This is a genomic window from Bradyrhizobium sp. CCBAU 21365 (assembly GCF_015291305.1).
In the GTDB taxonomy this organism is placed as follows: Bacteria; Pseudomonadota; Alphaproteobacteria; order Rhizobiales; family Xanthobacteraceae; genus Bradyrhizobium; species Bradyrhizobium elkanii.
This window is the reverse complement of record NZ_CP030036.1, coordinates 7,806,268-7,830,727: the sequence shown is the minus strand read 5'-3', so window position 1 is coordinate 7,830,727 and position 24,460 is coordinate 7,806,268. Positions and strand designations below refer to the sequence as shown.

The following is a 24,460-nucleotide window of genomic DNA, read 5'->3' as shown; positions in this document are numbered from 1 at the left end:
AGGGGGTCAATTTTGGACGCCGATCCCCCGGCTTAGGGGGTCAATATTGCAAGCCGAATGACAGTTAATGGCGCGCTCGATGTCAAACAACACATCCAGGCGCCTGACCGCCTCCAGCGCGATCGGAGAGACCGGTTTACCTCTCTTGCCTTCCCGGGCATTCTTCTCGATGTCAGCCAGCTCGAAGAAGCCCCGCCGCGCATGGGCGAAGCAAAACGCCGGCGTAATCGGCAGCACCTTCTTCTGCGGGTCGAACAGCGGCTCGAAGCCGTTGTAGCAATCGGCTTGCAGGATCCCGGCGAAGGCGGCCAGATGCTTCTGGGGATGCTCGCCTCGTCGGTCGCTCGAGGCGTAATAGACCGCCGCCGGCGGCGCAGGCCCGGCAAAGGGCCGGTCATCCCGCACATAGGTCCAGATCCGCCCGGTCGTGCACTTGCCCTTCGCCAGGATACGGATGGTGGTGTCGTCGCCATGAAGGCGCTCGGCAGCGAGCACATGGCGTTCGATCAAGTGGAAGAGCGGCATCACGGCGAAGGTCCCGTGGCCGACCTGGTCGGCCAGCGTCGACAGCGGCAAATCGATCCTCTCGGCCTTAAAGCGCGCACTCTGGCGGTTGAGCGGGATATGCATGCCGAACTTGTCGAACAGGATCGTCGCCAGCAATTGTGGGCCGATGAAGCCGCGCGGCGTGGCATGGAACGGCGCAGCCGGCTGGCTGATCTTCTCGCAATCGCGGCAGGTGAACTTCTCGCGCACTGTCTCGATGACCTTGAAGCGACGCGGGATCTCCTCCAGCGTCTTGGTCACATCCTCGCCGATCTTCGCCAGCCGCGATCCGCCGCAGCAGGCGCAGCTCGTCGGAGCGTCAATGACGACGCGCTCGTGTTCGATGTCGTCCGGCCAGGGCTTGCGCACCGGCCGCTTGCGCGTGAAGGGGCGGACGTTCTGCGTCTTCGCCGCTGCGGCCTGCGCCGCAAGCTCATCCTCGCTCGCCGCGGCGACGAGGTCTTCGAGCTCTAGTTCCAACTGCTCGAGCAGCCGCGCCGTGCGCTCGGAGCGCTGCCCGTACAGTTCGCGTTTGAGCTTCTCGATCCGCAGCTCGAGATGCGCGACCAGCGCCTCGTTGTCCGACAGCTCCGCCTGCGCGCTGGCAGCCATCGCCTCAGCTCGCAGCCGCGCCTCACGCTCGGCCTGCAGCGCCGCCAGGGCACTCGCAAGGTCCGATGGAAGATCGTCCGGCTTTGATATCATGAAGCCATTGAATCAGATCAAGCAGCAGATTCAAACCTGTAAAACGACCTAACCGACGCGCGTCGGACGCCGGGTTTCTTGAGGGTTGCGCCAATCGATCCCGGACAACAGATAGCTCAACTGCGCCGGAGAGATCGTTACCGATTCACCGGCAACCGATGGCCAGATGAACTTTCCTCTCTCGAGTCTTTTGGTAAACAGGCATGCTCCCTGGCCATCGTGCCAGATCACTTTCACAAGATCACTGCGCCGACCGCGGAAGACGAACAGATGACCGCTGAGCGGGTCTTTGCGCAGCACCTCCTGCACTTGAAGTGCCAACGACGGAAAGCCTCTGCGCATATCCGTGTAGCCTGTCGCGAGCCACACTCGCACGCCGCTCGGAACCGGGATCATCGGCGCACCAGGGCATCGAGAACTCGTCGCAGCGCGTCTCCATCAACGTCACCATCGACCCGGATTCGGTCTCCGCTACCGAGATCAATCTCGATGATGCCCTGGCTCCTCCGTCGACGCGCCGGCGCCGTCGTCAATGGCGCTTCGGCCACATCCCGCGGCGGCACAGACGGCCCAATCTCGACCGGCACTAACGGCGCTACACTCGTTTCACCGTGCTTGCAAAGCTCTTTGCGCCACCTGAACAGCTGGCTCACATGAAGGCCGGCCATGCGAGCCACCTCGGAAACGGTGGCTCCGGGCTCGAGCGATGCTGCAACTAGCCGTTCCTTCTCATCCTGCGACCACCGACGCCGCCGCTCGACCGATGTGATCACCTCTGCCCGCGAAATCGTCATAGCGCTTCTCCTAGGATTACCCCTAGGACCTGCAGCGCTCGCGTCCGTCAAACAAGGCGGCCCTCAACGGAGGGATACTCATTAGGAGACGAATGAGTATTTTGAACCGTTTGAGTATTTTTGAATGAAAACAATTATTTACGCGTGTAACGTGGGATATAGAAGCCCGCCGCTGCCCCTAGTATTTATTCCTCATCACCGCACGGCTTTGGGTATCTATCGGTGATGAGATCGCCGTCACCGCGCTCCCGCCTTCTTGCAACGGAAAGGAGTGCGCTGTGGTCATCAAGCGTCGCAATCGAACGAAACATACCAAGACATTCGAAGAGAGATTGGCCGAGGAGGCCGCTCGCTTCAGGGTCGCTGCTGCGCAGCTCCCGCCGGGCACTCAGCGCGAGCTATATCTCCGCCGAGCGCGTCAGGCCGAAACGGCAGCCCATATCAACGAGTGGCTGACGTCGCCAGGGCTACAGCCGCCTAAGGCGCTCGAGGACGTACACGTGAGGAAGTAACATGACCCCCAGAGAACGCCGTGACATGCCGTGGATTATTGGAGCTGCCACTTTGGTTTTTGTCCTGTCGATCGTCGTTGGCGGCATGACGTACTTCCGGTAAGACAGCCGGCCTTGTGGAGTGAGATCCCCAGTGGATTGACTTTTGCAGTCGTAGCCAATATTCGCCCGCAAATCAGCTTGAGTGAATAGATGCGCCCGGCGGCTCCCGTCCGGGCGTCTCTCGTTTCACGCAGCTTTCGCGTCGATCGGTTTGATCCTTTCCAGGTCGCTGCCAAGTTCTTGTTCGGCCATCTGCACGTCATAGGCATTCTGCAGGTTCAGCCAAAGCTGAGCAGAAGTTTTCAGCGCCTTGGACAGGCGAAGAGCAGTGTCCGCGGTAATCGAGGTCTCCTCGTTCGCAATACGCTCAATCCTGGTACGGGGAACGCCGCAAACCTTGGCGAGCGCACCGGCCGAAATGTCGAGCGGGATGAGAAATTCCTCGCGTAGCACCTCACCGGGGTGCATTGGGGGCAGTTTCTTTGCCATATGACCTCCTTGGTCTGGCTAGTGGTAGTCAACGAACTCGACCTCCTTTGGACCTTCAGCGGTCCATGTGAAGCAAATGCGGAACTTATCGTTCACGCGGATGGAATATTGCCCCTTGCGGTCGCCTTCAGGGCTTCAAGGTGATTGCCGGGAGGGGCCAAAAGGTCGTGTAGGTTCACAGCTGCGTTCAGATACTGGAGCTTACGGCGAGCTAGCTTGAGCAGATCGGCCGGAAAGCCTTTTGGCTTTGCCGTTGAAGGCTGCTTCGGTCAGCTCGTCCTTGAAGCACTTGATCATGATCGGAGTGTATCATGCGGTGATACGCCTCGCAAGAGGTTTGTATCATAATATGATACGTTCTTGTAGATCCGCAAGTTTTCCGATGCGGAATCCTCCTACCGAATAGGTGGGAGCCGCGGGATTACCACGCCGCTCTGGAGTGCGCTTGAGGCCGGGTGTCGGCGCGCGATCGGGATTTGGCATCGTCGAGCCGGCAAGGATGACGTTTGCCTGCACTGGGCGGCCGCGTCGGCATTCGAGCGGCCCGCAGGGGCGCAAAGCGATCTTTTCATTCGGTTCAAGAACGGGGCGACCTGGCAGGTCGTCGGCTCGGATAGCTATAACTCGTCGGTCGGGTCTCCTCCAGCCGGTGTGACGTTCTCCGAATGGGCGCTTGCGAACCCAGCAGCGTATGCGTACCGCGCCCCGATCCTCGTCGAGAATAACGGCTGGGCGCTGTTCATCACGTCGCGCGCGGACGCAACCACGCCAAGTCGATGCTGGAATATGGCGCGCGGGAGCTCGGACTGGTTCGCGCAGGTTCTGACTGTCGACAACACGGGCGCGACCTCGCGTGAAGCCGTTGAGATCCAGCGCAGGGAGTATCACGGTATCTACGGCGACGAGGCCGGCGATGCGCCGATCGAGCAGGAATATTTCTGTCCTTCGAGGCTGCGGTTCTCGGCTTCTATTGGGGCAAGCAGCTCCGAGAGGCAGAGCAGGGCGGCCGGATCCTCGATGTCGCGGTGAATCGCGATCTGCCCGGCGTGGGATATCGGTGTCGACGATGCGATGGCGATCTGGTGCTTCCAAGTCTATTTCATGTTCCTGCACCCGGTGCTCCATGCGATCCCGGCGCTCAAGAGCTTCTACGCTGAAGCCAACACGGTCTGGGGCAAGGTCTGGGCGCTCACGGGGCGTTCGGTCACTGTGCTATGGGGCTTGCTCCTGACCGGCATCGGGACCGTATTTCAGTGGCTTGATCCAATTGCCGCGGCGCTTGGCGATCCTGATCTGAAGGCCCAGGTGATGGAGGCGCTGGAGGACAACCCGCAGCACCTCGCTTACGTGTTGATGGGATCTCAGCCATCACTATCGCGGCGCGGCTTCGGTCGGTTGCGAAGGCCTGACCGATGTGGGAGACCGTCATTGGATGGTTCTTGAAGGGGCCGCTTGACCGCATCTTCAGTACCGTGGACAACGCAATTAACAATGAGACGACCCGAGAGCAGGTCAAGGCCGATCTCGCGAAGTCCTACCTCTCGCCTCAAGTCGCTATTTTAACCGGTCGCGGATGGTGGTTCCCACTACTGTTCATCGTGCCAGCAGGCTTCTGGTTTGCTGCTGTATGCGTCTATTCAGTCCTTTGATGCAAGGCACGCGCCTTTCCACAGTCGTGGACGATTGCGGCGCTTCCCTCCCACTGGATCAATGGATGGGAGCCATCGTTGGCTCGCTGTTCATCGCCAAAGCTGGCGGCGAATATTGTCGCGCGACTTAAGCGGTAGGGCAATGCGAAGTGGACTTGGCACAGGAGCTATTGAAACTCGGCCCTGCGGGCCTGATCTGCGTCATTCTTGTGTACTCGCTTTGCAAGTCCGAGCAACGCGAAGCGAAGAAGGATATCCGAATCCAGCTGCTCGAAAACCAGCTGACCGAAAGCTATGGCGAGCGCGTGTTGGCTGCCGATCGCCTCGCCGAAGCCATTCACAGCACGCGTACCGCGTTTGAAGCCCTGACCTCAAAGATACGGGCAAAGCGATGAACCAGATCATCAATCAGTTTCGACGCATCTTCGCCGACGATGGGCGCGGGGACAAAGATTTCACCCAGCAGGAAGAGCGGTTGAAGAAGGCTCAGGATGAGCTGAAGGAAGCATCCGCTTCATTGGCGCGAGCCGCTAACCATCTCGCCGACTTCATCAAAGCCAGGATGTGATGGAGTTCCAGCCTTTATGATCGTTCTCTCGGTTCTCACCATCGCCATCGCGTTCCAGGAGTGGCGCGAGTGGCGAAAGAATCCGCCTGATCTTCTGGACAGGCGGTAGCTCGGCCTGATGCTTCACGCCTGTTTCCCTCCCTAGACTTTCCCAGCGCCCTTTCGTTCACGCCGGGATGTTGAGGAAGTTACGACCTTGCCCCCGGGTGTGATTCTGATGCTGTGCCCATTAGGGCAGCTGAGATCGGATATCGTCCGGGACGCGAAGGTGCCGCGCGGCAATCAGGGTGACAGTGGAGCGTCAATCAGGATGAGAGAGCTTCGCCGGGCTCGTGACGCAGGGAGGGCGTAGCCCGACCGGAGTTACGAGCCCGGCGTCGGCGCGATCCACAGGGGACCGCGCCGACTGGTGATCGCGGCCGGCTGGTTGTGCAAGTGGTTCTTCCGCCAAGAGGAATCACTCGCTTGCCAGGCCGACACGTTACCGATCACCAGATGAGGCTCTACATGAAGTACCGTCAGACCGATACCCCGCCAGTGGCCGCCGCCAAGGCGTCGTTCAGTACCTCGACCGCGTATCGCTTTGAGAAGGATCGAAGGCTCCCATTGCAGAAGAAGGGAGCCCGCGGCCGGCGCCGACCGGACCCGTTGGCCAGTGTTTTTGAGACCGAGGTCGTGCCGATGTTGAAGGCGGCCCCCGGCGTGCGGGCTGTCGCGATCTTCGAGGAGATGTTACGCCGCCACCCTGAGCTCGGGGCTGGAATCCGCCGCACGCTGGAGCGCCGGATCCGCGCCTGGCGGGCAATCCACGGCGAGGAGCAGGAAGTCATCTTCCGTCAGACCCACGAAGTGGGTCAGGTCGGCCTGTCCGACTTCACCGACATGGGCGAGCTCGGGGTCACCATCGCGGGCGTGCCGCTCGATCATCGCCTCTATCACTTCCGGCTGGCCTATTCCGGCTTTGAGCACGCCCATGTCGTGCTCGGTGGCGAGAGCTTCGTCGCCTTGGCGGAAGGACTGCAGAATGCTCTGTGGTCGCTCGGCGGCGCGCCGCGGGAGCATCGGACCGACAGTCTGTCGGCCGCCTTCTGCAATCTGGACCGGAATGCTCAGGACGATCTGACCCGGCGGTACGAGGACCTCTGCGCCCATTACGGCATGCGGCCTTCCCGCAACAATCGCGGCATCGCCCATGAGAATGGGGCGATCGAGAGCTCGCATGGCCATCTCAAGCGGACGATCGCCGATGCGCTGCTATTGCGCGGCACTGCCGACTTCGATGATCTCGCGGCCTACCGCGGCTTCATCGACGAGATCGTCAGCCGCCGCAATGCCCGCAACGCCAAGCGCATCGACCACGAGCGCGCCACCCTGCAGGCATTGCCAGATCGCCGCACCTCGGACTACGAGGAGGTGATTGTCCGCGTGACGTCAAGCGGCGGCTTCACCTTGCGCAAGGTGTTCTACACCGTGCCGTCACGCCTGATCGGCCACCAGCTGCGGGTGCGCCTTTACGATGATCGTCTCGACACGTTCGTCGGCGGCACCCATCTCGTCACCCTGCCGCGTGGGCGGCCGCATCCCAACGGCAAGCACGACCAGGTCGTCGATTATCGGCACGTGATCCATTCCTTGCGGCGCAAGCCAATGGCGCTGCTCAATCTCGTCTACCGTGATCGGCTGTTCCCGCGCGATGCCTATCGGAAGACCTTCGATCGTTTGCGCGAACGGCTGCCGGACAAGAAAGCCTGCCGGCTCATGGTCGATCTGCTTGCGCTGGCGCACGAGCGCGGCTGCGAGGCCGAACTCGCCGGTCAGCTCGCCGCCGACCTGGACGCCGGCCAACTGCCCGATCTCGGACAGCTGCGCACGCACTTCGCGCCCGATCCTGCCCGTGTGCCGCAGGTCGTGGTGCATCTCGCGCCACTGGCCGCCTATGAGTGCCTTATCGGCACCGCCGAGATCGGAGGTGCCGCATGAACACGGCCAACACCGTCGACACCGCGCGCCTCAATCTGTTGCTCAACGAGCTGCGGCTGCCCGCCATCAAGGTGCTGTGGCCGCAATTTGCTGAGCAGTCCGACAAGGAAGGCTGGCCGGCGGCCCGCTTCCTCGCCACCATTGCCGAGCACGAGATCGCCGAACGCGGCCGCCGTCGCATCGAGCGGCACCTCGTCGACGCACGGCTGCCAGCCGGAAAGACCTTCGACAACTTCGACTTCGAGGCCGTGCCGATGATCTCCAAGGCGCAGGTCACCGCGCTCGCCGCCGGCGACGGCTGGCTGGGCAAGGGCGCCAATTTGCTGCTGTTTGGCCCGCCCGGTGGCGGAAAGAGCCATCTCGCAAGTGCTCTCGGCCTCGCTCTGATCGAGAACGGATGGCGCGTTCTCTTCACCAGAACCACCGATCTCGTGCAAAAGCTCCAGGTGGCGCGGCGCGAGCTCAACCTCGAGGCCGCCATCAACCGCCTTGATCGCTTCGATCTCCTGATCCTCGATGACCTGGCCTACGTCACCAAGGACCAGGCCGAGACCAGCGTGCTGTTCGAACTCATCAGCGCACGCTACGAGCGACGCTCGATGCTGATCACAGCCAATCAGCCATTCGGCGAATGGAACAGGGTCTTCCCGGACCCCGCTATGACCCTCGCCGCCATCGATCGGCTTGTCCACCACGCTACCATCGTCGAGATGAACGTCGAAAGCTATCGCAGGCGGACCGCGCTCGAACGAAAACGCGGACCTGGACGCCCGCCGTCACACGCGACACCCAAAACCGTCTCTGATTGACGCTCCGCGACAATCAGAGTTCAAAAAACTCTTGCGCGCGACAATCAACGCGGCAATCATCACCTCGCCGCGACACCGACTCGCCATCCTGATTGTCGTGCGCTTCCCACCCAGATTGTCGCGCTATACGAAGGCAAGCGTTGCTGCCGAAAGGATCAACGCTAGCTCGCGACAAATCGGGCACAGATACTTTTTGTCTGTAGGCGGTATTGGCGACGCCATCGGGCTCTCCGCCAAAACACTGCCGGGAAAACGCAGGTTAGGATTGCGGGTTCCCGTGCTGGCTCTCCTCTTGCGGGAAAGGATCGTGCGTTTTGCGGTCGAGGAAGGTGTCAGGCGGAGGTAGTTTTTAATAGTTCAGCCGCCTTTGCAATGAGTTCGCGGACGAATGCGGTCTGCTTGGATATTTGGGCGGCTTCATCGTGAACCCGATGAACAGTTTGGATTGGCATGGCTGTGCTCCTTGGCTTTGCAGGCGGGAGCGCTCTCGGTCTCTCAGCCACCGACGCCTACGGGCAGAGCCTTGGCCGGTGCTAACTCATCAACGGCGCTGGAGCGATTTTGCTCAATAGTGAACATAAGCTGGCGCCTAATCGGCGTCGGGCTCTTCTTTGTGCCTCGCCACAGCTTCATTAACTTTGTGGCGGTCGAGCCGACCTTCGGGGGAGAGCATCGAGACAGGGCGCCAGATGCTAACGTTGATCTCCAAGTTTGATTACGTGGCTTCGTGGCCCACTCCCACCCATTGATCAAATGCGTCTTTGGTCCACGACTCCTGCGATATTGCCGGGTGCGTCCGGTTCTTGATCTTCCCCTGCCTGGATAGGGTTCGGGCCGGCGCTGCCTAGCGCCGGTTCACCCGGCTGCCATTATGATCGCGCGCGGACTTGGGACTTTTAGCGCATGGAGATAATCGGCGCTGAACTCGGCCACCGTTTCAAGCTCCTCGCGCCGAAGCACGTAGGCGATTTGTCCGCGCCAATCGAGCAATCCCATCTTTCTCAGTTCCTGAACTGTGCGATTGACATGGACGGTTGAGAGGCCAGAGGCATCCGCAAGGTCTTGCTGCGTTAAAGGAAGACGGAAGGTGTCGTTGTCGAGCAAACCCACCATCTCAAAACGGGTGGCAAGCTCGCAGAACAGATGCGCGACTCTTGGCAGCGCCGCCCTTGAGCCCAGGTTTTCGACCCATTCTCGGTAGATCGCTGCATGGATAAGGGTCTCTCGCCAAAATGCGTTTGTCAGCCCCGGAGATTCCTTCAACATCCGCCGGAGATGCGAATGGGATATGAAGGCCACAGTCGAGGTCCCCTCGCTGCAGAGATCGTGATCCAAAACGGGCAGATGCAGCGTATGGAGATCAGGTACGTCCCCCGGTACGTAGATGGACGATATTTGATTGCGTTCGGAAACAACCCTTCGACGCGACAGCATTCCAGTCATCACGACGGCACAATGCACGGGCACGTCGCCTTGCCGTGCCACGCGGTCGCCGTCTCTAAATGTTTTGATGATGTGAGGCATCTGCTGGAGCCGGACCTTGTCTTGCTCGGACAGCTCAACGACGGACAGCAAACGCGCGATTAGCTTGACATGCGGCATCAGACACTCCCTCCCCTTCGCAGGCGGGAGCACGAGAGTGTCTCTCAGTCACCAGCGCCCACAGAAAAGGCCTTGGCCGATGATGCACAAGCAACGCGGGAAAGGGAACTAAGTTCCCGCGCCATCAGGTGCGTGTTCGCCCTGCGAGAAAGTAGGATTTCTGGCTGTAACAAATCGATACAGAAAGTGCGCTCCCGCCGGGCGCGAGATTCACCTCGGTTATTTCGGGAACCCAACTTTGCCAAGATCCTCAATGGCATGGGGCAGGTGATTTTCATTTCGTATTTTTACAGCCCTAAAATGACGACCGCTGCATCCTGGCGGACAGCGGTTCGGCAATCAGTCTAGGCCCCAGCCAATCCCCTCGCTGGGGCCTTTTTTTGGAACAGGGGGCGGCCGGCGCGGTTCTAGTCTCGCTTTGATGAGGAGTGGGACGAGCCCTCGGCCTCAGTGCTCTTCCCGGGCGTGCAGTTTGAGGTTAGCTCATTTTCTTGCGGCTGATCGCGAAGGAAAAGCGGACCGTCATAACGGGGCCGCTGTCGTCCCGGACCTCGATCTCCATTTGCTCAGCGTCGCTACCGCTGAGGGTCGCTACGGCATCATGGGCCATGCCTCCTAAAGATCGCGCAGCCTCGTCCTGTGCCGCGTCCAGATCCCGAAGATCGAGGCCTTCCTCGTCAGGGGTTGTTCCGTTGCCGTCCTTTAAATCGAAGTAATACCGAGGCATTGAGCGCGCCCATTCATTTCCTAACATTTCAAAGCGAAATTCGGAGGGGCGTTCCTAGTGGCCCCGCTTTTTGAAATGCGGGCGGCCTGTTTGGGGAGCACAGGAACAGGTCCTCATTCGGCGGTTGGGTCATTGGCGGGTCGCACTGCCCGCCGCGGCATTTGGACAACGACGGAAGCCGAGCTCCAGCGACCCCCCCGCGCTGGGGCTACTTCTCTAGGCCATCACCCGAACGGGTCTTTGCCTGGCTGAAGTATCCTCACGAACGTCCCGCTCTCGCCTCGATCGTTTCTTCAGAATTGCTCAGCAACCAACGGACGAGAATAATCGAGAATTCAACCTATACCTTTGGGCGCTTTTCTCGTTGCACTGCGCTAGTCTTTTGCCTCGGAGCAGGGGAATGGCGAGCGAGCTAAGACAAGCGGAGTACCGGGCAGGCGGGGGCGCGCCAATGCTTAGCCGGCTGCGCCGTGTCGAAGAATGGCGCAGGGCGCGCTTCCAGCAGTTGCTGGATGGACCGGACCGAGAATCGGCAATCAGGGCGGCGTGACTCTATCTGGAGCGCGGCGCATGGCAGCTGAGCGGGGGCTTGTTTAGCGAACTCTGGTAGGCTTGCTCATCTCCGCAAGCCCGCCAGCAGTAATGCGATAGCTGACCTTTCCGTCAGCTTCTCGAATCTCAATCCACTGATGGCGAAGTAAGGTCAGTTTCAACTTTGCCTGATCTGGAAGATCGACAGCGGGGACCCATTCACCGCCCCGAAGGTGCTCCAGAAATTGCCGATGGCGATGATTGAACGAAGTGGCCAAGCCAAGCCGCGGGTTGAGAGTGGACGAATCCAGCAGTCCAGACATCATGGGCATCGAAGGCCCGTCCGTCGTGATCCAAATGGATCACTGACTTATCCCGCGCGAGGCCGACCCGTGAAATACAGCGACAGAACGCTCCCGACGCGATAGAGTGAGTTGTTGAACACAACCGAATGCGTCAAGTGGCTCGTATATTGGGAGATCGTTCATGAGATTCTTTTTCCTCGGTATCGCAATGGTCGGAATCGTAGTCGGGACACAAGCAAAGGCAGGCGCGAGCCGAGACTATGAAGTTGACTACTACGCGGAGCGACAGCTTCGGACGCAGGTTGGAACATTCTACAAGCCATGCGGTACCGGCGCCGCCACAATGAACGGGCAGCGAACGCACTACTTCAAGAAGTCGCAATCATCATGTCTGGTCACTGGGGGACATCCGCCGCCAGCGACAATAAGCTGCGAGTTCACCCAAGCGGGTTGCACAGACGCTCTCGCACATGCGTTTCCGCTCATCCCTCACACACCCGGCTTCAGCCTGAGCATGGGTGCTGCACCGCGTTGTTCCAAGCTAGCGCCGCTGACCAGGGGCTTTATAAGCGAAACAAGCGCGATTCCGGCGTGAAGTAAATCGGATTGTAGCTTTACGCGACTTAGGTGGCCTCCGGATTAGCCGCATTTGGGGGCGCCGCCTTTGCCGCGGCCAGTTCATTCGCCTTGTTAGCGCTGAGCGCTTTGATTTCCGCCAGCCGCATTTCTCACTTATGCTTCTCGACGTACCATTCATCAAAAAGCATCTCGATCAAGTCAATCAACATCTGAACCTCGCCGGGCTCGATGTCGACGATTAGATTCACGTCCTTTTCCATGTGGGCGCCAATATTGCCAACGCTGCGAACCGCGTCGATCGCTCTCGCGCGTTACGCCCTTTGGAGCCGTATGATCGTCTAGCTGTTTTCGTCGATTAACGGCGGAATCTGCCTCCTAGAATTTCAAAGTCGTGCGCAGGCCGAAGACTGTTGCGTTCTTGAGCGCTCGGCCCGGGATCGGCCCCGCCGGGTCCGTTGCTCCGCCCCCGGGATGAATGATGTATTGGAAGTTTGGCTGCAGGGTCCAGCCGTCCCGTAACTGATATTGATACACCGCCGTCAACAGTCCTTCGAAGCTGCGCACCGGCCATGTCGGACCAAAGAGTACGCGATAGTCGACGTCCAGTGCCTGAGCCCGCTTCGAGACGTGGGCGTAGCCAGCAGCGATGCCGAATTTGTCGTCTGGTCGTTTGTCGCTGAGGCCGATGAACTCGAGTCCGGCGTCGGCGTAGAGATCAATCAGATTGCGGTCCGCGGGAGCGCCGGAGATGCGAGCGAAAACGCCGATTCCCCGATCATCGCTTTTGGGCACGCGATAAATCTGCTGCTCGAAGACTGCCCATCCGCCGACATCGCCTGCCAACATCAGGGGAGTGCCGCTGCTGGCCGGCGCCGCAAGCGAAACGCCGTTGCTGGCGAGTTGAAGATCGGAGAATGGCCCGAGGTGACGCCACCCGCCGAACTTGATCTGGCCCGTCAGATTGGGATCGCCCTTCGTGTTGTTCCAGGAGTACTGGATTTGGCCCAGCAGAAGGGGCGGATCGTTAATCCGGAAGTTGACGCCATATCGGTTGCGTTGTTGTGGATCGCCTGGGCCCGGACCCGCCTGGTTGCCGTCGAAGACGCCGCCAAGAATGGATAGCTGATCCGTGGCGTTGACCAGCAGCCGGGTGCCCATTGCCGCCAACGGCGGCGACGGACCGCCGCTGGGCAGGTCGAGAGATGTGATTGCCGGCCACCCCATCGATGCGTTGGTGAAGACATCTGTATATTTCGTGTTGAAGAACTCGCTATCGGCGGCGAGCTGCCCGAACTTCAGGGAGACCTTTTTATTACCCCACTGCTTCTCGAAGTAGGCTTCGTAAAGTCGCGTCGACGGCAATGCTTCGATGCCGCTGACGACGAAGAGATTGTCGAGATAGTTGCGCGACAGTCCCGCACCGTGAATCTGGAACATGTTGGCGTGGAAGGTAAGCCTGTCCATGCCGGCGAGCCTCTGCAGGTCGACATCGACGGCAAGGTTCAGCCGGCCTTCGTAGATCGCTCCCTGCTTCAGCCCGCCGGAGACATTTCCGAGCGTCTCGCCGATGTAGGTCGCGGCGAACTTGATCCCGTATTTTTGAAACGGGTTCGGCAGAAGTCCAAGCGTCTTCTCCTCGATGGTGCTCTCGCCGGTGTCCGGATCGGCAGGCTTGTCTTCGTCGGTCTTCTTGTCTTCCTGCGCGAAAGCGTGGGTGCCGGCGAGAAGCCCCGCAACAAGGACCGCCAGCGTCAGGCATCTAACGACCATGTTCAATCGAACCGCATAGCGAGGAGTCCGCAAGACAGGGGCACATTGGGACACGGTCGAATGGCAAACTCAAGAGGGCGCGCGCGCTGGCTGGTTCCGCTCAGGTGATTTTCCAAGCCCGTGATTTTTGCGGCAGCGCGAGAGGCGAGCCGGCTTTGAAAACGGCAACCCCGGGAACAATCGGAACTTTTGCCTTGACGCTGCCGTTCGTGAGTGGGGCCAGAAATGGAGGAGAGTGAATAAGCTGATCGTCTGCGGCGCCCTTGCCGCTTTTGTGCTCGGTGCGCAGGCTGCGAGCGCCGCCGAATTCTACATCGTGCGCGATGCCGCGACTAAGAAATGCACGGTCGTCGACACAAAGCCGACAACTACCACCACGACGGTCGTTGGCGACGGCGTCTATAAGACCAAGACGGAAGCCGAATCCGCCGTGAAGACCACCAAGGTCTGCACCGAACAGTGATGATCCGTCGGCCATGGTTCGGGCCGGTCGGAAGGAAGAGGAGGATGAACGATGCCTGTATTTCTGTTGTGGGCCGCTCCCGCCGTCATCGTGATCGGCGGCGCCGGCTATTGGCTGATTCACATACACTGATCAAACTACGATGATCACGAAGCGGCCCGTCCGGTCATGTCAGGCGAGCCGCTTTTCTGCCGGGCCGGCGCCCTTTTCGGACGGGCAGCGGACGAAGCCAGGCAACCACGCCAACCGCCGTACGTTGACCCTCGAATGGGGCGCAGCTACGGAGCCGCCGATGATCGAAACCGATACCCTTTTGGTGAAGTGCCCCAACTGCGGCGCTTGGCCTATGGCGGCGGGCCCGAACGCCCCCTATTCCCATCAGGACGTTCGGCTGAGATGCGCCAAGTGCGGCCATGGCGAGGATGGCCGGCTACGACGCTCCACGTCCGTCGAACGCCCCCCACAGCAGCCGCATGCCGTTTGAATCATGAAGATACGCGCGCACTTGCAAAGCCACATCGTCGAGCTCGATGACGGCTCGAGATGGCAGATCTTTCCGGGCGATCTCGACTTGACGCTGAACTGGGAGCCCGTGACGGACCTGATGGTTCTCGATGCAGACGACGAAGTTGCGTCTCATGTCCTGGTCGGTAGTGGCGCAAAGGTGCGCGCGAGGCCCGTGGGCGACAGCTGGCCTGCGACGCAAGTCAAGGACGCGCTGAAGGGCGGTTGAGCGCTTTTTTGCAACCCGCCGGTTGGAAGACGAGTTTGGCTCGCGGAGGCGCAGGGATGCCGACGCCTGGCGTTGTCGATCAGCGATCTGGATACTGTCGAGCGGCTAAATGCGCTGGGCAATCCTGCTCCGGAAGAGCGTGACAAAATCGAGAAGCTGCTCGCGAAGATCGACACCGCGCTGAGCTTGCTCGAGCCGCGACATGTTGCCGGACCGAGCAGCGAATGAACCGGCGCTGCCGCCAGTCAGCGCGCGGCAAGCTGACAAAGCGATCTCGGACGATGATCGTCTCCGTGTGGCGCAGGGCTGGCTAGGTCTACTCCGGAGACGCCCGCAGTCGGAGCAAGAGGCGTTCGAAGCCAGAAGCAAAGCCGAGGGCACAGGGCAGCCCGACTCGGAGGCCTCGAACTAGCGATAATTGGTGAACAATTTCCGAGAGGAACGCGCCTTCTGTCCAATAATTAACAGAGCATCGCTAATGGCAGTGGAGCAACGCATGCAAAAGCGGCGTCGTTTCAAACAAGAGCATTCTCTAGAAGTGCGGTTGACAGAAGAGGCCAAGAGCCTGCGCGACGAAGCCAGCGGGCTTCAACCAGGTATCGAGAAAGAAGAGCTGTTGAAGAAGGCCCGACAGGCTGAGACTGGCGCTCACATGAGCGAGTGGCTCCTCTCCCGGACTCCAGCCGTCCACCTAGCTTGACCTACGTCAACGTGGCTTTGCTGCTGGCCTGAGAGTTCCGGCATGGCCGAGCGATACGACCGGATCACTATTGCCGGATACGTCGCCATCGCCTTTGGCGTCGCGGCGTTGATTTGGCTGCTGATGTCGTAGAGGCCGCCTCAGTTGGCGGCCTCTTTCATCCAAGATCCAATTCATATGTTGGCCGAAAATCCGGCGAAGTGCCATCATATTGGGATACTGAATACCCAAAAGATGACCGAGGTATTGGCGCAGCGCTCTCATTCCGGTATCTGACAGGAACTGCTGGTCTTGCGGTCCTTCGGGCCCTGAGCACTTGCGGCCCCGCCAGCCGGCGTTATTCGGCCTGTTCGATCGCGGCTGGCATTTTGGCTACCGACATCAGAGATCGAGCGACTTGGTTTAGCAACTGATCAGAATTCTCCTCTTCCGCAAGTGACTTCGACAACAGCGCGACGACTGCACTGTGGCGTAGCTGCTGGGCGAGATTCTTCGCCATGGTGTAAGCCGAGATTTCATAGTGCTCCACACGCTGTGCAGCTCCGATTAAGGCGAGGTCCGCGGCCGCGTCTTCCTTTTCCTCTCCTTCAGCCATGATTTCCTGGCCTTCCTCGATAAGCCCCATCATGCCCTTGCAAGGCTTCGCTCGGACGGTCTTGCCGAGCAACTCGAAGCATTCATTGATGCGCTCCACCTGGTTTTCGGTCTCGACGAGATGTTGCTCAAACAGCTCTCGCAACTGATCGAAGCGAGCTGCCTCGGCCATCTTCGGAAGCGTCTTGGTGAGTTGCTTTTCGGCATGCAGGATGTCGCGTAGCTCATCGATCAACAAGTCGCCAAGCCCGGCTTGGTCGTCTGGCGGCGAACTTTCCGCGACGATCGCGGCGGACGCGCCGGGCTCAGCCTGGATCGCTGGCGATTCCGTGAAGACCCAGCCATTGCCCTCGTTCCACGGACCGCGGGCGTCGATCTCGCCGTGGTCGCCGGCCCCGGTGGAGTCGTTGAAGAACTGGTCGACCAGTCCCGGTGTTGGGGCGATGCGGCCGATGCTGAAAGCGGGCTTGGCCATGCTCTCGAGCGCCAGCGCGAACGCTCTCATGTGTGTGATTTCCCGAGTCATCAGGAACTGCAGCGCGTCCTTGGTACCGGCGTCGTCGCAGAAATTGATTAGGCGTTCATAGACGATCTTGGCCCGCGCTTCGGCGGCGATGTTGCTGCGCAGATCGACGTCGAGCTCGCCGGTTATCTTCAGGTAGTCGGCCGTCCACGCATTGCCCTGGGAATTGAACAGGTTCACGCCGCCGCCACCAGCGATCGCAATCAGGGGATCGGCTTCGGCGGCCTGGCGATCGAACTTCGCCGGCTTGAGGTGCATCCGGGCGAGTGTCCCCACGACTTCGAGGTGACTCAGTTCCTCGGTGCCAATATCCATCAGCAGGTCCTTGCGATCCGGATCCTCGCAGTTGAGCCCCTGTATTGAATATTGCATCGCGGCAGCGAGCTCGCCGTTGGCACCACCGAACTGTTCAAGAAGCATGTTGCCAAAACGAGGGTCTGGTTCGTCGACGCGGACAGTGAACATCAGCTTCTTGACATGGTGGTACATCGAAAGGCCTTGCAATGAGAGGGGAGATCATCCCGAACGGAGGCCAGGATCGTTTGTTCCTATCGGACGGAGGATTCCTGCCCGGACGCCGAACCGCCGACTTTCCTTGTTGGAAAGCCGGGGGAGGACCTCGACGGCACGTTGAGCGTTGGGGAGGTACTTATCTTTCCGATCGTTGAGACATGTTCAAGATCGCTAGCTTGTCAGCAAGGCGCCTTGGCCGCAGTCCAAGCTTTCCGGTGAATGTTAGACCGACCAGAGCGGATGTCGCGGTGGCACATTCAATCGCCCGCAGCACTGCGCCGGCCCCGGAGCAGGTGGCCCGCGCCCTGACCTGGGGCGTAGATGAGAAGCTTCTTCTGGTCCTGACAGCCGTCGGCTGGCTTGCCTCGCGCGGTTGTGGGGTGCCGCTGCGGCGCGCAGGAAACCATGCTCTGCCAGTGACGGTCACTGCGTCGCTGCTGCCCGATGATTTAAAACTCGTATTCGACCAAACTCGGCCGGATCGTCGGACGGTGATTGGGCATATGCATGGCGTCCCGCTTTCCGGCAAACGAAAAGATGCGTTTCCCTCAGGCCACGCGCTGCACATGGACTGGCACCGGCGGCCAGCGGGTTGCCGGCAGGTCCCCGGCGGGCGATCCGCGCGATTGCGGTCGGGCTGTCGCTCACTCGCATTGCGATCCTGGCGCATTGGGCGAGCGATGTCGTTGCCGGCTTCGCACTCGGGGCGATTCTCGAACGGGGCCTCCGGCATTGGACCGGCTACTCGAACGGAATTTCAAAGGAGGATGATCATGCCGACTCTTGAAGACCTGAAGGGATACGTGGAGCGCGCAACCGGTCTGAAGCGCCCCGGCAAGCGGAAGGCTGTGGATCTCGCGCGAGCGCGAAAGCCTGTTACGGTTCGCTTTAAGGACGACGGTCTCATTCCAAATCACCCGCGATGGCCGCTCGTACTGTATCGAAACGCGGTCGCTTTCGACGAGGACCTGGACGCCGCGGCCGTGATCGAAGACCTATTTGAAGCGAACGGATGGGGAGATAGCTGGCGGGATGGCATCTACGATTACGTGCATTATCACTCCAGGATCCATGAGGTGCTCGGCATCGCGCGCGGCAAGGGCCGCGTTCGGTTCGGCGGCAACAAAGGGAAGATCTTCACCCTGAAGGCTGGGGACATCGCGGTTCTTCCCGCCGGCACAGGACATCAGTGCCTTTCCGCGGGCGATGAGTTCCTCGTCATCGGGGCATACCCGCCGACCGGTACATACGACGAGTGCACGAGCGTCGAAGACCGTCAGCGGGCGCTGAAAGCCATTCCGAAGGTTTCGGTGCCGCGTAAGGATCCGGTCTATGGGGCCGGCGGGCCGCTCTCGAAGCTCTGGAAGAAAGCGAAATGACCGAGTACGTCATCCGCTTCGTCCTCGGGGGCGCCGTCGTATCGGCCTTCGCGATGCTGGGAGATCTCCTGCGTCCAAAGAGCTTCGCCGGCCTGTTCGGAGCAGCGCCCTCGGTCGCGCTCGCGACGCTTGGGATCGCGGTGTATCAGCACGGGGTCAATTACGCCGCCTTGCAAGCTCAGGCGATGATTGCGGGAGCGGTTGCGCTCGCCATCTACAGTGTCGTCGCCTGCCATCTGCTTGTCCGCGCAAAGCTGCGAGCGGTGACGGCGACCTTGCTGTCACTCGTCATTTGGCTGGTCGCCGCTTTCGGGCTGCTGGTTTTCGCTGGAGGTCAGACGTGAGCCCGATCCGCTTTTCAACGTCATCTCTCAAGGAAGGCCGCTGGTACGAATATCTGATTCGCTTCGTGCTTGGCGGCGCTGCGACCGTCTTTACCGGCCTCATCAGCAGTCGCTATGGAGCAGTCATCGGTGGCGTTTTTCTTGCCCTTCCAGCCATATTCTGCGCGAGCGCAACGCTGATTGAGAAGCATGAAATTCGCCGCAAGCGCGAAGCGGGTCTCGCCGGCAAGCGCCGCGGGCAAATGGCGGCCGCCGTCGATGCCGCTGGCGCTGCGCTCGGCGCGCTGGGCATGCTGGCCTTCGCGGTTGGTTTCTCGATGCTAATCCCACGCGGCAACATCCCCGCCGTCTTCGTCGGCGCCTCCCTCGCCTGGTTGACTATCGCGGTAGCGGCTTGGTACGTGCGCCGGAAAATGCGATCGATGCGGACCGTGAAAGAGCCCAGCGGCTCCACCAATTCGCGAACGCGATAGACGGGCTGGCGTCTCTTCATTAGTTCGCAATGAGGAAGTTTGATCTCGTCATGGCCGAGCTACCTTCCGGGCATTCATATCGGCACCCGTCACCGGCCCCAGATATTGATTTCCCAGCAATACGCGGGCTGACGCGACTCCTATTGGGGCACTTGAGGCCGGGCGAAATCCAGCACGGCTTGTCCCAAGATCGTGCACAAGGGAGACCAGAGGAACTGCGGTTATCGGCGCGGGTTGAATGCAAAGCAGCCCAGTTGCTGCCCGCGGCTTGTGCAAGGTTTAGAATGGCCGACGAAACGATCAAGACCACCGGCATAGCCGCACACGGCGCCTCTCGCCTCCCGTCGGGTCGAGATCGACAGTTTCAACCTCGAACTAAAAGATGAGGACGAATTAGGCAAGGTTTCAACGGAGGAACCTCGCTGACTTCGCGGGTTTATCACCGGAAGGAGGGATCGGCGCTAGCGAGTGGAAATGACTGCTGTGATAGCGGCGGCCGAGCGTGTCGCTGACGACTAACCGTCGAAGAGGCCGTGATTAGCGGAAACCGAGCCCACGATCCCTACAGAGTTGAAGGAGGCACGTGGTGACCCAACCGACCGAAAAGGAAATCGAGAAGCGCGCCTACGAGATATGGGAGCGGAGCGGCAAGCCCGAAGGCAGGGAGGAAGAATTCTGGCGGTTGGCGGAGCAGGAGTTGCGAAACGAGGACAAGTCATCTCCCCTCCGCACTCCAGATAGCCTGTAAGCAGAGAAGAAGCGCTAACCGGATGTCTCATTCCGCAGCAGCCGAAACTGTATTGCTGTACTTTGTGCTGCCCCTTTGGTTATTAGCCGGGTTTGCTGATTATCTTTGCCATCGCGCATCTCGGATTGAGACGACAAGCGGCTATAAGGAAACCCTACTTCATCTGCTGATGTTGATCGAACTTGCGATACCATTGCTGGCGGCGATTTTTTTTGAAATCAACGCTCTTATTATTGCGGCTATGATCGTCGGCTTTGTTACGCACCAGCTGACAGCCCTCTGGGATACAACATTCGCCAGCCATAAGCGGAGCATCACGCCCATCGAACAGCAGGTCCATAGTTTTCTCGAACTGATGCCTCTCATGGCGATGGTGATCGTCATCATCTTAAACTGGCCGCAATTCCTCAGCCTTTGGGGACTGGGTTCTGGGCCCGCACGTTACGAACTCGCCCTGAAGCGAGAGCCATTACCATGGACGTATGTGGCGGCGTTTCTATTCGCGGTCCTGCTGTTTGAAGTCCTTCCCTATATGGAGGAATTCGTTCGAGGCTTACGGTCGCGGAAGAGGGCTTAGCTCCGAACGCGGAGCACTTCAATGAAGGTTACCGTCATCGGAGCGACAGGACTTTTAAGGTCCGCTATTGTGGCTGGCTTTCCTCGCACGGCCATTCGGTCCTTTCGATGAGTAGAATCGCCGACATTAGGTGTCCTGGCACGATCTCAACGAGGCGCGGATTGTATCTTCACAGCCACCGCTGTCGTTGCACAGCCCGTCATAGGCTCGCTGCTTGTGCTGCACGTCGGTTACTCCTTCTGGGAAGGATGGATCGTGGTCGATGGTGCTGTATCTCTCGTCTCACCGAATCTGCTGGCTGTGGTTTGCCTTCGGCATTCCAGTGTTCATGGCGGTGGCCGCTATACTCTGGCTGATGATAGCTAAACCTTAACTAGAGGTGTTTTGAAGCGTGATGGCAGTGCCGAGCTCGCCAGGATGCTCCGCTCGCGGTGGCATGCCAGCTTGCAGTAGTTGCCGGGGAGCGCGCAGGCCTCCGGGATGGTCGAGCGGATAGGAGGGGATACCTGTTAGGCCGCCAAAGCGCCTGTTGCTCAGGCGTGCCTCCGTTATTGGCCAAGAACTCTGCGTGCGAGATGAATATACGCAATCGCTCTGGATGAATGTCCCGGTGGTCGACGTTGCTAGCCTGTCGGGATCCGACCGGGCGGACGTGGTCGTGGTCGGTTCTGGCATTGCTGGGCTGCCGGTGGCGTAGAGCTTGCAAGCCGTGGGCGCTCCGTGATCGTGCTGGATCGACACCGGCATGACGGCACGCACGACCGCGAATCTCGCCACAGCGCTGGACGACTATTCCAAGGAGCTCGTGGGCGCGCGCGGCGAGGAATGTGCGCCTTACTACCAAAGCGTCATGACCGCGATTGACCGCTGAAGCTATCCTGGAACTCGAAAACGTCGACTGCGATTTCTGCCGGGTCGACGGAATCTGGGTGCATTGCCGAATCCCAGACCGGGCGGCCAACCGCCAGCGGCAGCAAAAGGGGAAAGGAGCCGCCTCGCAACGGCTCCGTCCTTCCGCTATTTCTTGCCCTCGCCGACCGTAGGCGCGGGCTTCTTGTCGAGATCCTGCGCCATCTCAAGATGATGCTTAAGCGCCGGCAGGGTTTTGCCGGCCCAATTCTTCAGATCCGCGTTATCGCCGCCCTTGGCATAGCGCTCGAACAGGTCGACGGCATCCTTATGAGCGCTGACCTGCATCGAATTGAACTCCGAGCTGAAGTCGTTACCGTTGGCACCCTTCAGCTTGTCGAGCTTGCTTTGGTGCGATGAATCGAGAGCGCTGGGCAACTCGGCTTTCACCTTGCCACTGGTGACAAGTCCCTTCAGCTCGGTGCTGGTTTTGGTGTGGTCCGTTACCATCTGGGAAGCGAAAGTCTTCTCCGCTGCATTTCCCTTCTGCTGTGCGAGCTTGTTAGACTCGATTTCAAACATGTCCGATATCGCGACCTGCTTGACAAAATCCACCGTCGAGGAGCTGACCCCGAGCGCGGAATTGACCCCGGTCTTTTCGCCGACGGATTGCGCCATGACCGGTGTCGCCAGCAAAATGCACGCGATTGCTATCATAGTGCGTCTCATGTGTATCTCCATCAGTTTGCGGTCTTGCAATTGACGCCCTTGCGAGGCGTTAGTTGAGCTTAGTCGCCGTCTGCTCGTCGAATTTGGCGGCGAGGGATCGAACGATATCGTGTGGCTGAGCTTTCCATCCAGGCGATCAAGACGTCGTAGTGGCGACCGGCCGCAACAGGAGACCCGCCTTCGACCGCTCGGGCGGTGGAACGATCCCGTGACCAAACGAGCCAGTTGCGGGTGTAGACCTCCTTGCGGTTGGGGTGGAACTGGACGCAGTAGCCGCCGCATTTGCGCTTTTCGCTGATTCCCGCCCCGTTCTTGGCCAAGCTATCGTCAAAGGCGAGGTGGTGGTTGGCCTACGCACTACCCTGAAGTTTTAAGCCGAGTGCCGGTAAACGTGGCGGAGGTATACGCGTCACTACGCAGTGACCTGTACATCGGCTCCATTACTTCTTTTTCTTGGGGACGTTCTTGCCTTTTTTGCGGGCCTTGGAAAGTCCGATCGCGATCGCCTGCTTCTTGCTTTTTACCTTGCCGCCCTTTCCGCCACGGCCACTTTTGGCCGTCCCCTTCTTGTACCGTCGCATCTCGCTCTTGACGTCCGAGCCCGAGCTCTTCGAGTAGCGACGCTTCTTCTTGGCTTTTTTTGCCATGGGTTCTTCTCTTTCCACTAAAAGACACTGCTAGTTGAACTGCCAGAAGCATGACTTCCGCGCCGTCGGCTTTCCCATCCACCGCATCGACAATCTAGATGGCGCTGGCAAGTTCCAACGCACCATTCCGAGCATCCGTTAGAGGATATACCGAATGCGGTGTCCTCATAGGAACGCTGTCAGATGTTTCACGCTTGATAGGTTGGAGAACCTCGATCGATGCGCCGCACCAGAATTCGGCTCAAGCACCAGCCATCCGACCAAGCCGGCCGACGCGGTTGGCGGCTTAGCACCGAGGAAGATGAAGAAGGTATCGAGGATTGGATGGTCGGCGGAGGCGACAGCCCGTCAGCTTGAACGGCAAATAGTCCCGGAAATTGTTGCTGCATCAACCAAGGGATCAGGGTAGCCACACGATGGTTCGTCCCAAGGGTTCACCTTATTTCGAGCCCGATTCAGCGGGCCAGCCGTTTGATGGTCTTGGCCGCACGGCTGGGACCATGCCAGCCGAGAAACTTCAGCTCCTTGTTCTCCAGCGCATTCGTTGCTCGAAAGAACTGTTCGAGGTCATCGCGTGCATGGGTGGGAAGATCGCGGATATCCTTGAGATCAGTTTCGAGCGGTGATCTATCAGGCACCGCAAACACCCGATCGTTGCGCTCCGTCTCGCCCTTTTTCTTCTGTTCGACTTCGAGAATGCCGATGGGACGGCAGCGCAGCACGACGCCCGGATAGGTCTGCGCGTCATGCAAGATCAGCACATCCAGCGGATCGCCATCCTCGGCCTTGGTCGAGGGAATGAACCCCCAGTCATAGGGATAGGTCAGGCCGGCCATCAGTGGCTTCGCCAAGGCAAAAACGCCAAGCTTCGGATCGAAATCGAGCTTGCACGAACTGCCGCGCGGCGTCTCGACCACGGCGAAGATGTTCTTATCGTCGGCCCAACTCGGCAGTTTTGTCAGATTGGTCATGGCGGACGACTCGGGCCTCGAAAGGAGCAGCGGGCCCGACGGAAATCGATCCGCCGAGCCCTGCCGGGAATCAGGCGGAGGTGGAGGCCTTCTTGTTGACACCCTTGCGCAACGCGACCGTATTGAGCTTGGCGTTCGCGGCCTTCTCTTCGTTTAGGTTCGTGGTAAGGAAGCGCACGATATCGTCGTGGCCGAGCTCCTCCGCCCAGGCGATCAAGGTGCCGTAGCGGCATATCTCGTAGTGCTCGACGGCCTGCGCGTTGGCGACGAGCGCCGCATCCAGCACCGTCTTGTCCTCGATCTCGCCGGCCGTCTCGTCGGCTTCCTTGATGATCCCGTCGATGGCTGGGCATTGCGTGCCGCTTGGCGATTGGCCGAGTTTCTCGAACACCTTTTCGAGACGCTCGATCTGCTTGTTGGTCTCCTCGAGATGGTTCTTGAGGCCCGTGGCCAGATCCCGGTTGGTGGCTTTGTCGATCATCTTCGGCAGGGCCTTGGTGATCTGCTCCTCGGCATAATAGATGTCCTGCAAGCCATGCAGCAGCAGATCATCCATCGTCTTGATGTCTTTGGTGAATAGTCCCATGACGCCGCTCCTCGCTCCTAAAG

At 59.8% G+C, this 24,460-nt stretch carries 27 protein-coding genes and 4 pseudogenes; 17 read left to right on the top strand and 14 right to left on the bottom strand.

Annotated elements, in window-relative coordinates:
• Window positions 1–51: 51 nt before the first annotated feature.
• The 5 genes and pseudogenes from XI02_RS36770 to XI02_RS36750 form a co-directional block, all read right to left on the bottom strand.
• Window positions 52–1,251: pseudogene (locus XI02_RS36770) on the bottom strand (IS66 family transposase); the annotation flags it as partial.
• Window positions 1,252–1,299: 48 nt separating this feature from the next.
• Window positions 1,300–1,647, bottom strand: coding sequence for an IS66 family insertion sequence element accessory protein TnpB (tnpB, locus tag XI02_RS36765; protein ID WP_172646942.1), 348 nt, complete (start codon window positions 1,645–1,647; stop codon window positions 1,300–1,302).
• Complete coding sequence (locus tag XI02_RS36760) at window positions 1,644–2,045, bottom strand: transposase (protein ID WP_172646943.1); 402 nt, start codon at window positions 2,043–2,045, stop codon at window positions 1,644–1,646. The genes tnpB and XI02_RS36760 overlap by 4 nt, the downstream gene beginning before the upstream one ends.
• 740 nt (window positions 2,046–2,785) lie before the next feature.
• A complete protein-coding gene (locus XI02_RS36755) occupies window positions 2,786–3,088 on the bottom strand; it encodes a HigA family addiction module antitoxin (protein WP_172646944.1) in 303 nt (100 codons plus the stop codon).
• A gap of 18 nt (window positions 3,089–3,106) precedes the next feature.
• A pseudogene (locus XI02_RS36750) lies at window positions 3,107–3,385 on the bottom strand (type II toxin-antitoxin system RelE/ParE family toxin).
• Window positions 3,386–3,739: 354 nt separating this feature from the next.
• Between XI02_RS36750 and XI02_RS45630 the strand changes: the two are divergent.
• The 6 genes from XI02_RS45630 (at window position 3,740) to istB (ending at window position 8,094) form a co-directional block, all read left to right on the top strand.
• Window positions 3,740–4,117 (top strand): hypothetical protein, encoded by a 378-nt coding sequence (locus tag XI02_RS45630; RefSeq protein WP_244981012.1) that lies wholly within the window; start codon window positions 3,740–3,742, stop codon window positions 4,115–4,117.
• A 42-nt stretch (window positions 4,118–4,159) separates the two neighbouring features.
• Complete coding sequence (locus XI02_RS36740) at window positions 4,160–4,531, top strand: hypothetical protein (RefSeq protein WP_244981013.1); 372 nt, start codon at window positions 4,160–4,162, stop codon at window positions 4,529–4,531.
• 361 nt (window positions 4,532–4,892) lie between these two features.
• The gene (locus tag XI02_RS36730; RefSeq protein ID WP_209944358.1) at window positions 4,893–5,132 is read left to right on the top strand and encodes a hypothetical protein; all 240 of its coding nucleotides are present in this window, start codon (window positions 4,893–4,895) and stop codon (window positions 5,130–5,132) included.
• Window positions 5,129–5,305: a hypothetical protein gene (locus tag XI02_RS36725; protein ID WP_172646947.1), complete on the top strand. Its 177-nt coding sequence runs from the start codon at window positions 5,129–5,131 to the stop codon at window positions 5,303–5,305. Before XI02_RS36730 ends, XI02_RS36725 begins: the two co-directional genes overlap by 4 nt.
• 429 nt (window positions 5,306–5,734) lie before the next feature.
• On the top strand, window positions 5,735–7,285 hold the full coding sequence (gene istA / locus XI02_RS36720; RefSeq protein WP_080650313.1) for an IS21 family transposase: 1,551 nt from the start codon (window positions 5,735–5,737) through the stop codon (window positions 7,283–7,285).
• The gene (istB, locus tag XI02_RS36715) at window positions 7,282–8,094 is read left to right on the top strand and encodes an IS21-like element helper ATPase IstB (RefSeq protein ID WP_018269937.1); all 813 of its coding nucleotides are present in this window, start codon (window positions 7,282–7,284) and stop codon (window positions 8,092–8,094) included. The genes istA and istB overlap by 4 nt, the downstream gene beginning before the upstream one ends.
• Before the next feature lie 855 nt (window positions 8,095–8,949).
• Here istB and XI02_RS36710 read toward each other — a convergent pair.
• The 4 genes from XI02_RS36710 to XI02_RS36700 all read right to left on the bottom strand — a co-directional run bounded on the left by XI02_RS36710 (window position 8,950) and on the right by XI02_RS36700 (window position 13,608).
• Window positions 8,950–9,696 carry a Crp/Fnr family transcriptional regulator gene (locus tag XI02_RS36710; RefSeq protein WP_244981014.1) on the bottom strand — a complete coding sequence of 249 codons (747 nt, stop codon included), beginning with the start codon at window positions 9,694–9,696 and terminating at the stop codon, window positions 8,950–8,952.
• 478 nt (window positions 9,697–10,174) lie between these two features.
• A complete protein-coding gene (locus XI02_RS36705; protein WP_028344055.1) occupies window positions 10,175–10,423 on the bottom strand; it encodes a hypothetical protein in 249 nt (82 codons plus the stop codon).
• A gap of 593 nt (window positions 10,424–11,016) precedes the next feature.
• Window positions 11,017–11,277, bottom strand: a complete 261-nt coding sequence (locus XI02_RS44905) for a hypothetical protein (RefSeq protein WP_209944360.1) — start codon at window positions 11,275–11,277, stop codon at window positions 11,017–11,019.
• A gap of 936 nt (window positions 11,278–12,213) precedes the next feature.
• Window positions 12,214–13,608, bottom strand: a complete 1,395-nt coding sequence (locus tag XI02_RS36700; protein WP_172649070.1) for a carbohydrate porin — start codon at window positions 13,606–13,608, stop codon at window positions 12,214–12,216.
• A gap of 235 nt (window positions 13,609–13,843) precedes the next feature.
• Here XI02_RS36700 and XI02_RS36695 point away from each other — a divergent pair, with 235 nt between their 5' ends.
• The 4 genes from XI02_RS36695 (at window position 13,844) to XI02_RS36680 (ending at window position 15,504) form a co-directional block, all read left to right on the top strand.
• Entirely contained in the window at window positions 13,844–14,071 is a 228-nt protein-coding gene (locus XI02_RS36695) for a hypothetical protein (RefSeq protein WP_076829459.1), read from the top strand.
• Between the two features lie 487 nt (window positions 14,072–14,558).
• A complete protein-coding gene (locus XI02_RS36690; RefSeq protein ID WP_069276484.1) occupies window positions 14,559–14,804 on the top strand; it encodes a hypothetical protein in 246 nt (81 codons plus the stop codon).
• A 72-nt stretch (window positions 14,805–14,876) separates the two neighbouring features.
• Window positions 14,877–15,032 (top strand): hypothetical protein, encoded by a 156-nt coding sequence (locus tag XI02_RS36685; protein WP_172646949.1) that lies wholly within the window; start codon window positions 14,877–14,879, stop codon window positions 15,030–15,032.
• Window positions 15,033–15,300: 268 nt separating this feature from the next.
• Window positions 15,301–15,504, top strand: a complete 204-nt coding sequence (locus XI02_RS36680) for a hypothetical protein (protein ID WP_311988211.1) — start codon at window positions 15,301–15,303, stop codon at window positions 15,502–15,504.
• Between the two features lie 337 nt (window positions 15,505–15,841).
• On the opposite strand, the gene XI02_RS36675 is transcribed toward XI02_RS36680, so the two are convergent.
• Window positions 15,842–17,110, bottom strand: a complete 1,269-nt coding sequence (locus tag XI02_RS36675) for a DUF892 family protein (RefSeq protein WP_172646950.1) — start codon at window positions 17,108–17,110, stop codon at window positions 15,842–15,844.
• 797 nt (window positions 17,111–17,907) lie between these two features.
• Between XI02_RS36675 and XI02_RS36670 the strand changes: the two genes are divergently transcribed.
• The 7 genes and pseudogenes from XI02_RS36670 to XI02_RS46095 all read left to right on the top strand — a co-directional run bounded on the left by XI02_RS36670 (window position 17,908) and on the right by XI02_RS46095 (window position 21,526).
• Window positions 17,908–18,513, top strand: coding sequence for a cupin domain-containing protein (locus tag XI02_RS36670; RefSeq protein WP_069276647.1), 606 nt, complete (start codon window positions 17,908–17,910; stop codon window positions 18,511–18,513).
• Window positions 18,510–18,857 carry a DUF3147 family protein gene (locus tag XI02_RS36665; RefSeq protein WP_016841014.1) on the top strand — a complete coding sequence of 116 codons (348 nt, stop codon included), beginning with the start codon at window positions 18,510–18,512 and terminating at the stop codon, window positions 18,855–18,857. The genes XI02_RS36670 and XI02_RS36665 overlap by 4 nt, the downstream gene beginning before the upstream one ends.
• Window positions 18,854–19,330 (top strand): DUF3147 family protein, encoded by a 477-nt coding sequence (locus XI02_RS36660; protein WP_069280627.1) that lies wholly within the window; start codon window positions 18,854–18,856, stop codon window positions 19,328–19,330. Before XI02_RS36665 ends, XI02_RS36660 begins: the two co-directional genes overlap by 4 nt.
• Before the next feature lie 586 nt (window positions 19,331–19,916).
• Window positions 19,917–20,078, top strand: a complete 162-nt coding sequence (locus tag XI02_RS36655) for a DUF2934 domain-containing protein (RefSeq protein ID WP_075968978.1) — start codon at window positions 19,917–19,919, stop codon at window positions 20,076–20,078.
• A gap of 22 nt (window positions 20,079–20,100) precedes the next feature.
• Entirely contained in the window at window positions 20,101–20,655 is a 555-nt protein-coding gene (locus tag XI02_RS36650) for a hypothetical protein (RefSeq protein ID WP_028344071.1), read from the top strand.
• A 135-nt stretch (window positions 20,656–20,790) separates the two neighbouring features.
• Window positions 20,791–21,028: pseudogene (locus XI02_RS36645) on the top strand (DUF2269 family protein).
• A 372-nt stretch (window positions 21,029–21,400) separates the two neighbouring features.
• The gene (locus XI02_RS46095; protein WP_256438786.1) at window positions 21,401–21,526 is read left to right on the top strand and encodes a hypothetical protein; all 126 of its coding nucleotides are present in this window, start codon (window positions 21,401–21,403) and stop codon (window positions 21,524–21,526) included.
• Between the two features lie 146 nt (window positions 21,527–21,672).
• Here the strand turns inward: XI02_RS46095 and XI02_RS36640 are convergent, their stop codons facing one another.
• The 4 genes and pseudogenes from XI02_RS36640 to XI02_RS36625 all read right to left on the bottom strand — a co-directional run bounded on the left by XI02_RS36640 (window position 21,673) and on the right by XI02_RS36625 (window position 24,437).
• Window positions 21,673–22,233 (bottom strand): DUF4142 domain-containing protein, encoded by a 561-nt coding sequence (locus XI02_RS36640; RefSeq protein ID WP_172646951.1) that lies wholly within the window; start codon window positions 22,231–22,233, stop codon window positions 21,673–21,675.
• 449 nt (window positions 22,234–22,682) lie between these two features.
• Window positions 22,683–22,880, bottom strand: a pseudogene (locus tag XI02_RS36635) (DUF6496 domain-containing protein); the annotation flags it as partial.
• 455 nt (window positions 22,881–23,335) lie between these two features.
• On the bottom strand, window positions 23,336–23,797 hold the full coding sequence (locus XI02_RS36630; protein ID WP_229158072.1) for an inorganic diphosphatase: 462 nt from the start codon (window positions 23,795–23,797) through the stop codon (window positions 23,336–23,338).
• Between the two features lie 124 nt (window positions 23,798–23,921).
• Complete coding sequence (locus XI02_RS36625) at window positions 23,922–24,437, bottom strand: ferritin-like domain-containing protein (RefSeq protein ID WP_016841005.1); 516 nt, start codon at window positions 24,435–24,437, stop codon at window positions 23,922–23,924.
• Window positions 24,438–24,460 lie beyond the last annotated feature (23 nt).

Bases quoted from the DNA above. Each gene is read 5' to 3' on its own strand.
- tnpB (WP_172646942.1), bottom strand. From the start codon at position 1,647: ATGATCCCGGTTCCGAGCGGCGTGCGAGTGTGGCTCGCGACAGGCTAC.
- XI02_RS36760 (WP_172646943.1), bottom strand. From the start codon at position 2,045: ATGACGATTTCGCGGGCAGAGGTGATCACATCGGTCGAGCGGCGGCGT.
- XI02_RS36755 (WP_172646944.1), bottom strand. From the start codon at position 3,088: ATGGCAAAGAAACTGCCCCCAATGCACCCCGGTGAGGTGCTACGCGAG.
- XI02_RS36740 (WP_244981013.1), top strand. From the start codon at position 4,160: ATGGCGATCTGGTGCTTCCAAGTCTATTTCATGTTCCTGCACCCGGTG.
- XI02_RS36725 (WP_172646947.1), top strand. From the start codon at position 5,129: ATGAACCAGATCATCAATCAGTTTCGACGCATCTTCGCCGACGATGGG.
- istB (WP_018269937.1), top strand. From the start codon at position 7,282: ATGAACACGGCCAACACCGTCGACACCGCGCGCCTCAATCTGTTGCTC.
- XI02_RS36710 (WP_244981014.1), bottom strand. From the start codon at position 9,696: ATGCCGCATGTCAAGCTAATCGCGCGTTTGCTGTCCGTCGTTGAGCTG.
- XI02_RS36705 (WP_028344055.1), bottom strand. From the start codon at position 10,423: ATGCCTCGGTATTACTTCGATTTAAAGGACGGCAACGGAACAACCCCT.
- XI02_RS44905 (WP_209944360.1), bottom strand. From the start codon at position 11,277: ATGTCTGGACTGCTGGATTCGTCCACTCTCAACCCGCGGCTTGGCTTG.
- XI02_RS36700 (WP_172649070.1), bottom strand. From the start codon at position 13,608: ATGGTCGTTAGATGCCTGACGCTGGCGGTCCTTGTTGCGGGGCTTCTC.
- XI02_RS36690 (WP_069276484.1), top strand. From the start codon at position 14,559: ATGAAGATACGCGCGCACTTGCAAAGCCACATCGTCGAGCTCGATGAC.
- XI02_RS36680 (WP_311988211.1), top strand. From the start codon at position 15,301: ATGCAAAAGCGGCGTCGTTTCAAACAAGAGCATTCTCTAGAAGTGCGG.
- XI02_RS36675 (WP_172646950.1), bottom strand. From the start codon at position 17,110: ATGTACCACCATGTCAAGAAGCTGATGTTCACTGTCCGCGTCGACGAA.
- XI02_RS36670 (WP_069276647.1), top strand. From the start codon at position 17,908: ATGCCGACTCTTGAAGACCTGAAGGGATACGTGGAGCGCGCAACCGGT.
- XI02_RS36665 (WP_016841014.1), top strand. From the start codon at position 18,510: ATGACCGAGTACGTCATCCGCTTCGTCCTCGGGGGCGCCGTCGTATCG.
- XI02_RS36650 (WP_028344071.1), top strand. From the start codon at position 20,101: ATGTCTCATTCCGCAGCAGCCGAAACTGTATTGCTGTACTTTGTGCTG.
- XI02_RS46095 (WP_256438786.1), top strand. From the start codon at position 21,401: ATGACGGCACGCACGACCGCGAATCTCGCCACAGCGCTGGACGACTAT.
- XI02_RS36640 (WP_172646951.1), bottom strand. From the start codon at position 22,233: ATGAGACGCACTATGATAGCAATCGCGTGCATTTTGCTGGCGACACCG.
- XI02_RS36625 (WP_016841005.1), bottom strand. From the start codon at position 24,437: ATGGGACTATTCACCAAAGACATCAAGACGATGGATGATCTGCTGCTG.